Genomic DNA, 14,830 nt, shown 5'->3' on the forward strand with positions numbered 1-14,830 from the left:
GTGTTTGAATTTGAAAAATAGAAATAAATTTTTAATGATACTAGGAATAATAGGGCCAGGGCTTATTACAGCAAATGCAGGAAATGATGCAGGTGGAGTAGCCACTTATTCTGTAGTAGGAGCTCACTATGGTTACTCCATGCTTTGGGGAATGTTTGTAATAGCTATAGGTCTTGCAGTAATTCAAGAAATGAATGCAAGAATGGCTGTAGTTACAGGAAAAGGACTTTCAGATTTAATAAGAGAAAGGTTTGGAGTAAAATGGGCCTTTTTCGCCATGATCGTACTTATAATTGCAAATTTAGGAGTATGTATAGGTGATTTTGCTGGAATTGCTGCTAGTTTAGAGTTGTTTAATATAAGTAAATATATAACAATTCCAATATTTGCAGTAGTTATGTGGTTTATGTTAACTAAAGGAAGTTATTCAAAAGCCGAGAAGATATTTTTGATTCTTACACTTACGTTTTTGGGATATGTTGTAACTGCATTCTTAGTGAAACCTAACTGGGGGCATGTTATAACAAGTATTGTAAAACCACAGGCTAAGCTTGATAAAGGGTATTTTTTAGTGCTTATAGGAATGATAGGAACTACTATAACACCTTATATGCAATTTTATTTACAATCATCTATAGTAGATAAAGGGATATCCTTAAAAGAGTATAAATATGAGAAAATGGATGTTTATGTGGGAACTATTTGGGCAATATTAACTGCACTTTTTATAACTGTATGTACTGCAGAAACTTTATTTAAAGCAGGTATAAGTATAGATAGTGCGCAGGATGCAGCATCAGCATTAAGACCATTAGCAGGAAATTATTCATTTATGCTATTTGCCATTGGACTTTTTGGTGCATCGTTTTTAGCATGTTGTGTTATACCTTTATGCACAGCTTATGCCGTATGTGAGGCATTTGGATTCGAAAGTGGTATTGACAATAAAATAAAGGAAGCACCTGTGTTTTTTGGTTTATTTTTATTTATGATTGTCATAAGTGCAGTAATAGTTTTACTTCCTAATATTTCCTTGATTAATATAATATTAGTAACTCAGCAGTTGGCCGGAGTATTATGTCCTGTGGTACTTATATTTATGATAAAACTTGTAAATGATACTGAAGTAATGGGCAAATATGTTAATAGTACAATACAAAACTTTATTGCAAAAGCTACAGTAGTACTTATAATAGTACTTACAATATTGGCTTTTGGTGGAAACTTTATATAGATATGTTTTTAAATGTTATGCAAATTTAACTCCAAAAAAGTTCAGTGTATTTTTTATAATTTAGTGAGCAAACTAAACTTATAAAATCATAAATTGTAGCTTTATACTGAATCAAGGAGTGAGTTGGTATGACAAAAAAGATTTTAAAGATTAGGCGAGAAGCGATTTGTGCACTTATGATTATAATTACATATGTTTCCACTACATTATATGTGGCTCCTTATAATAATGCTGTAAATGCAGTAGCTTACTACTATGGATCTAAAGGTGGAGTAGTTTCACAAATACAAAGTAAGCTTAAGGCATGGTATTATTATGATGGTGGTGTTGATGGTGTATATGGATATAAGACTTTTACAGCTGTTAAAAAATTTCAATCTAAAAATGGATTGAAAGTAGATGGTGTTGTAGGAGATTCTACCCTTAAAGCATTAGGTATATATAGTGTTAAGGCGGCATCAGCAGGAAATAGTAATAGTTCAAGTAATCAGGATGTAACATTGCTTTCCAGACTGATAAATGGAGAGGCTAGAGGAGAACCTTACGAAGGTCAAGTGGCAGTAGGAGCAGTAATTTTGAATAGAACAAGAGATCCAAAATTTCCTTCTACAATAGCAGGGGTTATTTACCAACCAGGTGCTTTTACAGCTATAGTAGATGGTCAAATACATGCAAATATGGAACAAAGTTCTATAAATGCAGCTAGGGATGCCTTGAACGGATGGGATCCTTCAGGTGGAGCAATATATTACTTTAATCCATCTACAGCAACTAGTGCTTGGATATGGTCAAGACCATTAATTAAGGTTATAGGAAGTCATAGATTTTGTAAATAGAAAAAAATTATATGAATTAGCTTAAAAAGTGTATTGACAAAATTGAAAATAATAATATAATAGAAATATAGAAATCATAGTAAAACACTCAGAAATACTTTGAAAAAGGAAAGTAACTTAAATGAAATTTTAAAGAGAGGAAGCCATAGCTGAAAGGTTTCTAAAGGAATTTTAAGCGAAGTGCCCTTTGGAGTAGTGTACCGAATTAAGTAGGCTGCACCGGGTTTGCCCGTTATAGTGATAGAGCATAGCGCTGTGCTTGAAAAAGGTGAGATTTTTGTTAATCTAATTAGAGTGGAACCGCGGAGTTAAACTTCGTCTCTTTTATATAGAGATGGAGTTTTTTTGTATTCAAAATAAGATTTGAACTTGAATTATAAGATTATATACTACTTTGATGTAAATTTAAAACAAATAAGTAAAAAAATAAAAATAAGATTAATGGGGGTAGAAAAAATGATTTATAATAATGCAATAGAAATGATAGGTGGAACACCTTTATTTAAACTTAATAATATAGTTGATGAAAATTCAGCAGAGGTATATGTAAAGCTTGAAAAATTCAATCCGGGAGCAAGCATTAAGGATAGAGCAGCATTAGGTATGATAGAAAAAGCAGAGAAAGAAGGACTTATAAAAAAAGGTGATACTATAGTTGAACCTACTAGTGGAAATATGGGAATTGGACTTGCAATGATAGGTAAATTAAAAGGTTATAAGGTTATAATTGTAATGCCTGAAACTATGAGTGTAGAAAGAAGAAACACCATAAAGGCTTATGGAGCAGAGCTGGTTCTTACAGAAGGAGCTAAAGGAATGAAAGGTGCTATAGAAAAAGCCTCAGAAATAGTTAAAGGAAAAGAAGGATATTATATACCTCAACAATTTATAAATGAAGCAAATCCATTAAAGCATTATGAAACTACTGCAGATGAAATAATTAAAGATTTAAATAGTGTAGATGTATTTACTGCTGGTGTAGGTACAGGTGGAACTTTAATAGGAGTAGGAAAAAGATTAAAGGAAATAGATAAAACTATAAAAATAATTGCAGTAGAGCCTGAAAAATCACCTGTAATATCAGGAGGTCAAGCATCTCCACATAAGATACAAGGAATAGGAGCTGGCTTTGTTCCAGATATCTACAAAAAAGAGTTTGTAGATGAAGTTATGACTATATCTGATGAAGAAGCTTTTGAATATGCAAGACTTATGGCAAGGGAAGAGGGAATTTTAGTAGGAATATCTTCTGGAGCAAATATAGCAGCAGCTATAAAGCTTGCTAAGAAGTTAGGGAAAGGTAAAAAAGTAGCTACTGTTGCACCAGATGGAGGAGAAAAATATCTATCTATGGGACTATATTAAAAAAGGGAGTGTTAAAAGTGAATCCATTTAAATCGCTTAAATATGATTTAGAAAGTGCAATGAAGAATGACCCTGCAGCAAGAAATCCAGTAGAAGTATTTATCCTTTACCCATGTATCCATGCTTTTATACACCATAGAATGGCTCACTTTTTATATAAAAAGAAGTTTTTCTTTATGGCTAGACTAATATCACAGTTATCTAGGTTTTTTACTGGGATAGAAATACACCCTGGAGCTCAAATTGGAAAGGGAATGTTTATAGATCATGGAATGGGTGTAGTTATAGGAGAAACTGCTGAAGTAGGTGATAATGTTACTCTTTACCACGGAGTAACTTTAGGTGGAACAGGTAAAGATAAAGGAAAAAGACATCCAACTGTAGGCAGTAATGTTACAATAGGAGCAGGAGCTAAGATTTTAGGACCTATAACTATTGGAGATGATGTAAAAATAGGAGCTAACTCAGTGGTGTTAAAAAATGTTCCTTCAAATACAACAGCAGTTGGAATACCAGCTAGAATTATATATAATAAGGCTAATCCTATAATAGAAATAAAAGACTACCAAGGGCAAAGAAAAAAGATATATAATGAAATGGTAATATAACAATAGAGTACAGATTTATCTGTACTCTATTATATTGATCAAAAAGGATGTGTTAATATTTGAATTATAAAAGCATGATTATAAATTATTGTAAGGACATAGGATTAGATACAATAGGATTTACAAAATGTAGAGTTTTTGAAGAGCTAAAGCATTATTTTGAACATAGAAAAAGTATGTCATTAATCAATGAATTTGAAGAGCAAGATATAAATAAAAAAATTAATCCATTTATGTATATGAAAGATGGAAAAACTATAATTTCTATTGCATTCCCTTATCTTTTTAATAATGATTTTCAGCAGCAAGTAGGTTTTTCTAAATATACTCAGGGAAGGGATTATCATGTAGTAGTATCTGAGTATTTGAAAAATATATGTAGCCTTATAGAAAAGGAGATGTCAGGTAAGGCTGTTTATTTTGTGGATAGTAATTCCCTACCAGAAAGGTATATAGCTAAACTCTGTGGTATAGGATTTATAGGGAAAAATAATATGATTATTACAGAGAAATATGGGTCTTATGTATTTTTGGGAGAAATAATAACTAATATATCAATAGAAGAAGATGAACCTATGGAGTGTAAATGTGAAGACTGTGATTTGTGTCAAAAATCGTGTCCCACAGGAGCTATAAGAAATGAGAATAATTCTAATATATGTCTTTCGTATATTAGCCAGAAAAAAGAAATAGATGATGAATGGTTTAATAAATTAAAAGGAAGAATTTTTGGATGTGATACTTGTCAGAGAATATGTCCTTTTAATAAAAAAGCTAGTTTTTCTAATATAGAAGAATTTAGACCCTATGATTTTATGGAAGTAATAAATTTAGAAGAATTGGCAAATATAGATAAAAGAATCTTTTTAAACAAATATTCAAAAAGTTCATGTGGATGGAGAGGAAAAAATGTACTGCAAAGAAATGCATTAATTAATATAATAAGTATGAAGAGGAATATAAATATAAAAGAAATTAATTCTCTTTATGTAAAAAATTATTATAATAGACTTTTATACCATTTCAAACTATAATTTATAGTATGTAGATAATATGAAAGGTGGACTTTATTATGATTTCTCCTGGAATGGCTAAAATTATAAGCTATCTTCCTAAAGGACTTTTAGAACGTTTATGTAAAAAACTGATATATGGCTATGTTGAAAAATATGCAAATATTCAAATTAATGGTATGGAAAATTTGAAAGATGTAAAAAGACCTATATTATTTATATGTAATCATTTGAGTAATTCGGATGCATTAGTTATAAACAAATACCTTAAAGAAGAGGATATAACCTTTGTAGCAGGCATAAAGCTTTCAAAAAACCCTTTAACGAATTTAGGAATGAGCATGACTAAAACTATACCTATAAGACCTAATACAGCAGATAAAGACTCTATATCTAAAATCGTAAAGACTCTAAAGGCAGGTAATAATGTACTTATATTTCCTGAGGGTACAAGAAGTAGAACTTTTACTATGATAGAAGCTAAGAGAGGTGTTTTTTTAGTACAAAAACTAAGTAAGGCATCTATAATACCTTTAGGAATTCACGGAACAGAAAAATTATTACCTATACAACAAGATATGGGATCAGAGAGATTTAACTATGCTAAAGTTACATTAAATATAGGAAAACAAATCGAAGTTCCAGAAAAGATGGAAAACGAAGATAAACATACTTATGAAGAAAGATCTGTAAGTTTTATGATGAAGAAAATTGCAGAACTTCTTCCTGAGTCTTATAGAGGTGTCTATCGTTAAAATGTTAAGTTTAATTTACATAGATTAAACATTTGACGAGCTTTGCTTTGGCAAGAGGTATTCCTCATAAATAAGCTCTACCTGAGTCTAAGAATCACTTGATGAATAATCTATATCTTTAAAGTATTAAAGACATAGATTATTTTTTCACAAAATTCACTAAGTGTAGGTGATAGATATGAATAAAAAAAATATAAATAAAGTCTTGGAAATATTAAGTAAAACATATCCTGATGCAAAGTGTGCACTTAATTTTAAATCACCATATGAATTACTTATTTCCACAATATTATCAGCCCAATGTACTGATGTAAGAGTGAACATGGTAACAGGAAAATTATATGAAAAATATAATACTCCTGAAGCAATGATAACTTTAACAGAAGAAGAATTATCAGAGAAAATTAGAAGTTGTGGTTTTTATAAGAATAAAAGTAAGAATATATTAGGTGCTACTAAAGCTATTTTAGAAAATGGGGGAAAAGTGCCAGACACCATGGAAGAACTCCTAAAGCTTCCAGGGGTTGGGAGAAAAACTGCTAATGTAGTTTTGTCCAATGCATTTGGAGTACCAGCTATAGCTGTAGATACGCATGTGTTTAGAGTATCTAACAGACTTGGGATTGCAAAGGGAGATACCCCAGAACAAGTAGAACAGGGACTTATGAAAAATGTTCCAAGAGATATGTGGAGTGATACTCACCATTATCTGATATGGCATGGAAGACTTATTTGCAAATCTAGAAAACCCAATTGCAAAAAATGTCCATTGGCACCTTACTGTGAGCATTTTAGTGGAGGAGACACAAGTGCTTAAGGGTAATAAAGCTAGTTTTATAAATTTTGAGTTTGAGAGGAGTAACATAAAATGAACATTAAAGAAAAAGCATTGGAAATGCACAAAGCAAACAGAGGAAAATTAGAAGTAAAGAGCAAGGTTCAGTTAAAAACTAAAGAGGATTTATCAATAGCATATACTCCAGGTGTTGCAGAACCTTGTCTTAAAATAGCTGAGAATGAAGATGCTGCCTATGATTATACTATGAAAGTTAATACTGTAGCTGTAGTAACTAATGGAAGTGCAGTGCTTGGTTTAGGTAACATAGGTGCAGCAGCAGGATTACCTGTCATGGAAGGAAAGGCTTTATTATTTAAAGAGTTCGGTGGTATAGATGCATTTCCTATATGCTTAGATAGTAAAGATCCAGATGAAATAGTGAATATTGTAAAAGCAATGGCACCTACTTTTGGAGGAATAAATCTTGAGGACATAAAAGCACCAGAGTGCTTTTACATAGAAGAAAAGTTGAAAAAAGAACTTGATATACCTGTCTTTCATGATGATCAACATGGAACTGCTATAATAGTTCTTGCAGGACTTTATAATGCCTTAAAGCTTGTAGAAAAGAAACTTGAAGAAGTTCAAATAGTAATAAATGGAGCAGGCTCAGCAGGAATTGCTATATGTAAGCTTCTTTTAAAAGCAGGAGCTCAAAATATAACTATGTGTGATAAAAATGGAGCATTAGTGGAAGGAAATTCTAAATTAAATCCAGCACAGCAAGCCATAGCTAAAGTTACAAATAGAAATAAGAAACAAGGCACTCTTGCAGAAGTAATAAGAGGAAAAGATGTATTTGTAGGTGTATCAGCAGCAGGAGCACTTACTATGGAAATGGCTCAATCAATGGATAAAGATGGTATAGTTTTTGCAATGGCTAATCCAACACCGGAAATAATGCCAGATGCTGCAAAAGAAGCTGGAATAAGAGTAATTGCTACAGGACGTTCAGATTTTCCAAATCAAATAAATAATGTTTTAGTATTCCCTGGAATATTTAAGGGAGCTCTAGAAGTAAGGTCAAAGATCATAAATGATGAAATGAAACTAGCAGCAGCAAGAGGTATAGCTAGTTTAATAAAAGATGAGGAATTAACAGAAGATTATATAATTCCAGATGCTTTTGATAAGAGAGTGTGTAAATCTGTAGCAGAAGAAGTGAAAAGAATAGCTAGAGAAATGAAAGTAGCAAGAATTTAATAGAATTTATAATAGTTAATTTGGATAAAGCTAGAAGGTAAATGAAAATACCTTCTAGCTTTAATTTTTTTATTGCTGCAGATTGATTAGTGTATCTGTAGTTCTATTCTTAGTAAATCTAGGGCTGTTATGGTAGCTTGTGTTCTGACCATTTGCCTATCCCCATCACATAGAAGTTTTTTTACCTTAATTTCTCCATTTATATAAAGTCCTATATAAACTAATCCCACAGGCTTTTCTTTTGTTCCACCTCCAGGACCTGCAATACCCGTAGTGGACAATCCTATATTGGTATCAGAAGTTTTTGCAATACCTTCTGCCATTTCGGCAGCTGTTTCTTTACTTACTGCACCAAATTTATCTAAAGTTTCTTTACTTACATTTATTCTATTCATTTTAGCTTCATTACTATAGGTTACAGCACCTTCCATAAATACGGAGGAAATACCAGGATAGTTTACTAATTTAGCAGCTATTAATCCACCAGTGCAAGATTCAGCAGTAGATATAGTAAGTTTTTTATCTGTAAGTAATTTCCCTATAATATCTTCAAGATTAACTGAATCTTTGCTATATATATCATCTTCAACTTTTTGGTGTATTTTGTTTTCCATTTTTAAGCCTCCAAACATATATTCATTTTATATTTTTATTCAAAAAGTCATAAACTTTTTGTGTATATTCTTTCTTATTATATAGGTATGATTGAGCATGTCCGCTATAAGGTGCTATGTATATAGCTTTTTTACCAGGTTTTACATAATACATATCATTACTCATTGAAAAAGGAATAAAACTATCACTATCTCCATGTACAAACATTATAGGGGTTTTTACATCCTTAATAGAGTTTATTGGTGATACTTGAGAAAATGTAAATCCAGAACGTGCGTAAGCAATTATATTTGTATATGTAACGATTATTGATTCAAGATATTTGTTTTTTATGCCATAATCCTCTTTAAGCCTAAACATTAAAAGATTTCCTAGGTCAGAATAGGCACAATCAGATACATAGAAACTAACCAATTTGCTTTGTTCATTAAGTTTTGAATGAAGTAGTGCAGTTGCGCCACCCATGGACTCACCATGAACACCTATTATACCATTAGGATTTTTACTATGTACCCACTTTATCCATTCATTTAAATCATATTTTTCGTAAAAACCAAAGCTTATGTCATTTCCACCGCTTTCACCACTAAATCTAGAATCATAAACAACCGCATTAAATCCTTTGTTTAAATAGATATCAGCATATTTCAATGATTCCCATCGACTGCCTCTTATACCATGTACAATTACTACTGTATTTTCTGTTTTTACAGGATTGAGTATATAAGTACCACTTAGTTTATATCCATATTTAGAATTTATAACTACATTTTCCTTGGGAAGTTTTAAAAATCTATTGTTATCAAAGGTATTTTTATATATTTCATGTAAATTAGCTACACCCTTACTAGTTTGTTCAAGGCAGGCTTTAGTATAAATTAAATTGCCTATAAATAGTCCAGCTGAGTTAACTATAGTAAAAGTAATAAATATTATAATTATAATGATTGTTTTTATTCGATTTGATTTGATTTTGACTTTAGTTTCATTTTGTATATTAGAAACTTCATGCATTTTATAAAGGCTTCCTCCGTTAATATATAATTATTGAATTTCTGAGAGTGTTAAAATCATTACAAATATAACATACTTTAAACAAAAATAATGAATAATTTATTATTAAATTATAACACTTTAATTTTATTATGTTAAATTGGAATTTTTGAATTTTTTTAACAATGTGTTATCAATATTAAAAAGTTTTTATTTAATAATGACATTATAAAAATACAAAAATCAATAATTCTATAGTATAATAACAGTGGAAAATTGTGTGGGGGAGGATAACCATGAGAAGAAATAGGAGAGGTAGAAAAAGAGCCAGAAAAAGTAAACTTGCAGTGCCCTTTATGATATTTGCAATACTTTTATTATCTGCTGCTTGTGGGTATATAACTTATAATTATAATTATATAAAATATTGGAATGGATTGATGTATCCTGGAGTAACAATAGGGGGAGTAAATGTTTCAGAAAAAACTAGGGATGAAGCTAAAGAGATATTGAAACATAATTTTTCAGAACAAATAATTAAAAAAAATATAAATATAAATGTAGAAGGTAAAGTTTATACTTTAAATTATTCAAAAATATCTCCCAAATATAATATTGATGATGTGATAAATACTGCTTTTAATTATGGAAAAAGTTCAAATATATTTGTACAATATATAATGTTAAAAATGAGTAAAGATAAAAATTTTGATTTGAAATTTTATTATGATGAAAAACCAGTAAAAGAATTAATTAATAATATTCAATCAGAAGTTAATAAAGATCCTGTTAATGCATCATTAGAAATAGGTAAAGGTAATTTAAATGTGATTTCTGAAGTGAATGGAAAAAAGTTAGAAAAGGATAAATTAGAAAAAGAAACTTTTAGTAAAATGAATGGAAGTATAGTGCAGGATGTTAATGTCACTGCATTGGTTAAACAAATACCTGCAAAGATAAAAGGAGAATCTTTAAAAAGCATAGATGCCTTAATTGGGACATACTCTACTAATTATGCAGCTTCTTCATCAGAAAGAGCTAATAATATAGCATTAGCAACTAATAGTATAAATGGGAAAATACTTATGCCTGGTGAAGTATTTAGTTTTAATGATACAGTTGGTGAAAGGACAGAAGAAAGAGGTTATGAACCGGCGCCTGTAATTATAGGCAATAAGCTAGAATCAGGATTAGGAGGAGGAATATGTCAGGTATCTACTACATTATATAATGCAGTAAATAGATCTGGAATGACTTCTATAGAGAGAGAACATCATACTATGCCAGTACATTATGTTCCGCAAGGTATGGATGCTACAGTTGATTATGGAAACATAGATTATAAATTTAAGAATATATATCAGTATCCTGTATACATTCAAGCGTATATATCTAGTAGAAATATAATATTTAATCTATATTCTAATTCTTCTATGAAAAACTAATTCAAATTAAGTGATTTTTATAGTATAATTAAAATATGTGTGAATAAAACTTACTTAAGATAGGAAAGACCTACGTAATATGGATTCTACCTTAAGATTAGTTAAAATTATTAAAAACTTAGCTTACACTTATTATAGAATATTAGTATAAGTTATGTAGTAGATTAAGAGGTGATTCCATGGTAAAAAGCAATGATAGTATGAAAAAAAACAACATATTATCAAAAGTGCTAATTGGTGCGGCAGTAATAGTAGGTATGATAATATTTACAATATATCAGTACAATACTGCAAAAGCCTGGAGTAATCGAATATATCCAGGAGTAAAAATTGAAAATCAGGATTTGTCAGGAAAAACAAAGGGGGAAGCTAAAAGTATAATAGAAAAAAAATATAAAGTTGGAATTATAAAAAAGAAATTAAATATTAAGACGGATGCAAGGAATTATACATTAGATTTTTCAAAAATAAATCCTAAATATGATATTGATGGTGCTATAAATCAAGCTTTCAATTATGGTAAGGATAGAAATCTGTTAAAAAAATACCAACTTATAAAACTTTCATCTACTAAGAAGTTTGATTTAAAGCTTGTGTATGATGATAAACCTGTAAATGAATTTATAGATAGTATTGAAAAAGAGGTAAATAAAGCACCTGTAGATGCAACTTTGAATATTAGTCAAGGGAATATTAAAGTAGTTCCAGAGAAGAAGGGTGAAACACTTCAGAAGGACAAACTAAAGAAGGAACTTTCATCTAAAATTAATGGAGAAATTGATCATGATATTGATATAAAAGCACCTATGCAGGCAGTAAATGCAAAAATAACAGGTGATAAAATTTCTAGTATAAATTATAAAATAGGTGAGTTTAGTACAGAGTACGGAAGTATATCTTCACCTGAAAGGGAAAACAATATAGTTTTAGCCACAAAAAGCATAAATGGAAAAATACTCATGCCAGGAGATATCTTTAGCTTTAACGATATAGTAGGAGAGAGAACTGCAGAAAGAGGATATGAGGCTGCACCTATAATTGTAGGAGATAAAGTGGATTCAGGCTTGGGTGGAGGCATATGTCAGGTTTCAAGTACTTTGTATAATGCGGTGATTAGAGCAAATATAAAATCAGTAGAGAGAACTCATCACTCATTACCATCTCATTACGTAAAATTGGGTATGGATGCCACAGTAGATTATGGTAACTTGGATTACAAGTTTAAAAATACATTAAAATACCCTATATACATAGAAGGGGATGCTTCAGGTGGAGTTGTTTTATTTAATGTGTACTCCAATAATTCTTTAGCAGGCACAGTAACAGAGTTAAGTTCAAATGTTTATCAAACAGTAGAACCAAATATCAAATATCAAGATGATGCTACTTTACCAGAAGGAAAAACAGAAGTTGAAAAACCTTTTTCAACAGGTTATAAGGTTAAAGTAACAAAAACTACAACACAAGATGGAAAATTAATTAGCAGAGAAACAATTACAGATGATTATTATGAGCCAGTAGAAGGAATAATAAAAAGAGGAATTAAAAAGCCAGAAACCACGCCAGTTATTCCGCCAGCAGTACCAGCTGCAACACCACCAACACCATCTGCTCAGCCAAGTACTACACCAAGTGCTCCTAAAAATTAATGGGTGTCATAAGATTATTTATGTAGCTATAAATAATCTTGTGACACTTTTAATATATAAAATATCTTTAAACTATATAAACTTCATTACTAAATGGTTAATAATTTAAAAATATTGCGAAGCAACTTTTTTTAGCTAATAGTTAAAAATGAAGAATTAATAATTAATGTGGATTTTTTTTCCGTTACACTAAAAAAATCTTTAATTAAATTCCTGGAGGCTCGTTTTGCTTCGCGTTATGCTTATTATGTAAAATTTAAATAGCTATCTATAAATACAAATTATATAGTGAGTATTCTTAAATTGACATAAAATGCTTATATATGGTAAAATGAGGTTGTTGTTCTAAAGATGTGAGCGGGTATGGCGAAATGGCAGACGCGCTAGATTCAGGTTCTAGTGAGAAATCATGCAGGTTCGAATCCTGTTACCCGCACCATGAAATATTTGTAATCAAAAGATCACTATGGTATAAACATATATTTTGAAATATAATAAAGAAAATTCTATACACCAGAACTTAAAAATTGTTTGAGTGGCTGGTGCACTTTTTATTTAATTCATAAATTTATTGTTAAATTAATGGAATAATTTAGCAATAGATGTTATAATATAAATACTTGATACTCAATTTATAAGTTATAAATATTTTATATTCCAATGGTTACAAAGAAAAAATACATATTTATTTATTGATAACTATGAATTAAAAAGTATAAGGAGATTAAAACATGAGAATTGCAAATAGAAAAAAATTCACATTTTCTTGTATTTTTTTTACCTTATTTATGTTATTATTTGACAGAACTGTAATAAATGTGAATAAAGGTCAATTGTCACAAGTTCAACCTGTAGTAATGGCTGTAGATAAAGGTGAAACAAAAAAATCAGCTGCTACTAATATAAATAAAAATATAAGCAAAGATGTAATAGTATTAGATGCAGGACATGGTGGAATTGATAATGGTACAAGCTATAAAAATTTGTATGAAAAAGACTTAACTTTAAAGATGGTAAAATATGCAGAAGCATATTTAAAAAGCAAAGGATATACAGTAGTTCTTACAAGAAATAAGGATGAGCTTATACCTTTAAAGGAAATTGGAAGAAGGGTGAATGCATCATCTGGAACTGTATTTGTATCTATTCATGTAAATTCTATTAGTGATGCAAACTTTAAAGGAATAACTACTTTGTATTATGATGTACAAGATTACCAAAAAGATGAAAGAATAAAATTGGCAAATATTTTAGAGAAGGAAGCTGTAAAAAGTGATAAATGGGAAAGCAAGGGGATAAAAAAGCAGAATGTTGCAATATTAAGATATAGTAAAATACCTTGTGCATTAGTAGAATGTGGTTTTATAACTAATAGTGAAGATAGGGACAAGCTATCTAAAGATGAAGTTTTAAAAAGATTATCTGAAAACATATCAAATGGTATAATAAAATATTTAAAACAAAGTTCAGATTCATAAAGGTTTTACTTAGAAACTTAGCTTTATCATATATAAAATTAAGTATTATATTTACACCTTTTTGTTCTTGTGTTATTATGAGATAATATATTCATATAAAACTATTAAATTCCGATTATTTAAGGGGATTTTAAAGCAATTTGCAATTAATATTGGATAGTAAGAGAACATAATAAGATTGAGATGACTTTTCTAACTATCTACTATTTGCTTTCAACTAAGAAATATTGTAATTTTAAAAGTGAAAGGTAGGTGGAAACCCAATTTTCAGCTTTGAATAGAGACAATTTGAGTTATGCTGTACAGAAGTTGGGTAATGTTTTGAATTTAAATATAGTATTATTTCAACCAGAAATACCACAAAATACAGGTAATATAGCGAGAACCTGTGTGCTTACAAATTGTAAGCTTCATTTGATAAAACCTTTAGGATTTAGTCTTGACGAGAAACATTTAAGAAGAGCAGGATTGGATTATTGGAAATACCTAGATCTTAACGTATATGAATCCTATGAAGAATTAAGAGAAAAATATAAGGATTCAAATTTTTATTTTTCTACTACACATGGTGATAATTTTTATCATGAGGTAGAATATAAAGAAGGAGATTTTATTGTATTTGGCAGGGAATCTTGTGGACTTCCAGATTATATAAGAGAAAGTGATCCTAAAAGATGTATAAGAGTACCTATGATAAATACTACAACTCGATCATTAAATTTGTCTAATACAGTAGCTGTTGTTGCGTATGAGGCATTAAGACAAATGGATTTTCCAACCATGAAGTAGGAGGAAGTT

Annotated in this window: 13 protein-coding genes, 1 tRNA gene, 1 pseudogene and 1 other annotated feature; of the genes and pseudogenes, 13 read left to right on the forward strand and 2 right to left on the reverse strand. The window is 30.0% G+C overall.

Features of this window, described 5'->3' with window-relative positions:
• The first annotated feature begins 34 nt into the window (after window positions 1–34).
• The 8 genes from EG57_RS0204105 (at window position 35) to EG57_RS0204140 (ending at window position 7,852) form a co-directional block, all read left to right on the forward strand.
• A complete protein-coding gene (locus EG57_RS0204105; protein WP_052037745.1) occupies window positions 35–1,234 on the forward strand; it encodes an Nramp family divalent metal transporter in 1,200 nt (399 codons plus the stop codon).
• 128 nt (window positions 1,235–1,362) lie between these two features.
• Window positions 1,363–2,070: a spore cortex-lytic enzyme gene (sleB, locus tag EG57_RS0204110; RefSeq protein ID WP_032076017.1), complete on the forward strand. Its 708-nt coding sequence runs from the start codon at window positions 1,363–1,365 to the stop codon at window positions 2,068–2,070.
• A gap of 90 nt (window positions 2,071–2,160) precedes the next feature.
• Window positions 2,161–2,396: a binding site (T-box leader), on the forward strand.
• A 130-nt stretch (window positions 2,397–2,526) separates the two neighbouring features.
• A complete protein-coding gene (gene cysK / locus EG57_RS0204115) occupies window positions 2,527–3,435 on the forward strand; it encodes a cysteine synthase A (RefSeq protein ID WP_032076018.1) in 909 nt (302 codons plus the stop codon).
• A 17-nt stretch (window positions 3,436–3,452) separates the two neighbouring features.
• The gene (gene epsC, locus EG57_RS0204120) at window positions 3,453–4,043 is read left to right on the forward strand and encodes a serine O-acetyltransferase EpsC (protein WP_032076019.1); all 591 of its coding nucleotides are present in this window, start codon (window positions 3,453–3,455) and stop codon (window positions 4,041–4,043) included.
• A gap of 59 nt (window positions 4,044–4,102) precedes the next feature.
• Window positions 4,103–5,077 carry a tRNA epoxyqueuosine(34) reductase QueG gene (gene queG / locus EG57_RS0204125; RefSeq protein WP_032076020.1) on the forward strand — a complete coding sequence of 325 codons (975 nt, stop codon included), beginning with the start codon at window positions 4,103–4,105 and terminating at the stop codon, window positions 5,075–5,077.
• A gap of 38 nt (window positions 5,078–5,115) precedes the next feature.
• The gene (locus EG57_RS0204130) at window positions 5,116–5,811 is read left to right on the forward strand and encodes a lysophospholipid acyltransferase family protein (protein WP_032076021.1); all 696 of its coding nucleotides are present in this window, start codon (window positions 5,116–5,118) and stop codon (window positions 5,809–5,811) included.
• Between the two features lie 178 nt (window positions 5,812–5,989).
• Window positions 5,990–6,628, forward strand: a complete 639-nt coding sequence (nth, locus tag EG57_RS0204135) for an endonuclease III (RefSeq protein WP_032076022.1) — start codon at window positions 5,990–5,992, stop codon at window positions 6,626–6,628.
• Window positions 6,629–6,679: 51 nt separating this feature from the next.
• Window positions 6,680–7,852, forward strand: coding sequence for an NAD(P)-dependent malic enzyme (locus EG57_RS0204140; protein WP_032076023.1), 1,173 nt, complete (start codon window positions 6,680–6,682; stop codon window positions 7,850–7,852).
• Between the two features lie 86 nt (window positions 7,853–7,938).
• On the opposite strand, the pseudogene EG57_RS0204145 reads toward EG57_RS0204140, so the two are convergent.
• Window positions 7,939–8,466, reverse strand: a pseudogene (locus EG57_RS0204145) (nicotinamide-nucleotide amidohydrolase family protein); the annotation flags it as partial.
• Between the two features lie 22 nt (window positions 8,467–8,488).
• Window positions 8,489–9,481 carry an alpha/beta hydrolase gene (locus tag EG57_RS0204150; protein WP_032076025.1) on the reverse strand — a complete coding sequence of 331 codons (993 nt, stop codon included), beginning with the start codon at window positions 9,479–9,481 and terminating at the stop codon, window positions 8,489–8,491.
• A 275-nt stretch (window positions 9,482–9,756) separates the two neighbouring features.
• Between EG57_RS0204150 and EG57_RS0204155 the strand changes: the two genes are divergently transcribed.
• From EG57_RS0204155 to EG57_RS0204175, 5 genes are all read left to right on the forward strand, one after another.
• Window positions 9,757–10,905, forward strand: a complete 1,149-nt coding sequence (locus EG57_RS0204155) for a VanW family protein (RefSeq protein ID WP_032076026.1) — start codon at window positions 9,757–9,759, stop codon at window positions 10,903–10,905.
• A 179-nt stretch (window positions 10,906–11,084) separates the two neighbouring features.
• Window positions 11,085–12,554, forward strand: coding sequence for a VanW family protein (locus EG57_RS0204160; protein WP_032076027.1), 1,470 nt, complete (start codon window positions 11,085–11,087; stop codon window positions 12,552–12,554).
• A gap of 357 nt (window positions 12,555–12,911) precedes the next feature.
• Window positions 12,912–12,993, forward strand: a tRNA-Leu gene (locus EG57_RS0204165).
• A gap of 292 nt (window positions 12,994–13,285) precedes the next feature.
• Window positions 13,286–14,032: an N-acetylmuramoyl-L-alanine amidase family protein gene (locus tag EG57_RS0204170; protein WP_032076028.1), complete on the forward strand. Its 747-nt coding sequence runs from the start codon at window positions 13,286–13,288 to the stop codon at window positions 14,030–14,032.
• 321 nt (window positions 14,033–14,353) lie between these two features.
• On the forward strand, window positions 14,354–14,821 hold the full coding sequence (locus EG57_RS0204175; RefSeq protein ID WP_032076174.1) for a tRNA (cytidine(34)-2'-O)-methyltransferase: 468 nt from the start codon (window positions 14,354–14,356) through the stop codon (window positions 14,819–14,821).
• Window positions 14,822–14,830: the final 9 nt, after the last annotated feature.

The organism is Clostridium drakei, from assembly GCF_000633595.2.
Lineage (GTDB): Bacteria > Bacillota > Clostridia > Clostridiales > Clostridiaceae > Clostridium_AM > Clostridium_AM drakei.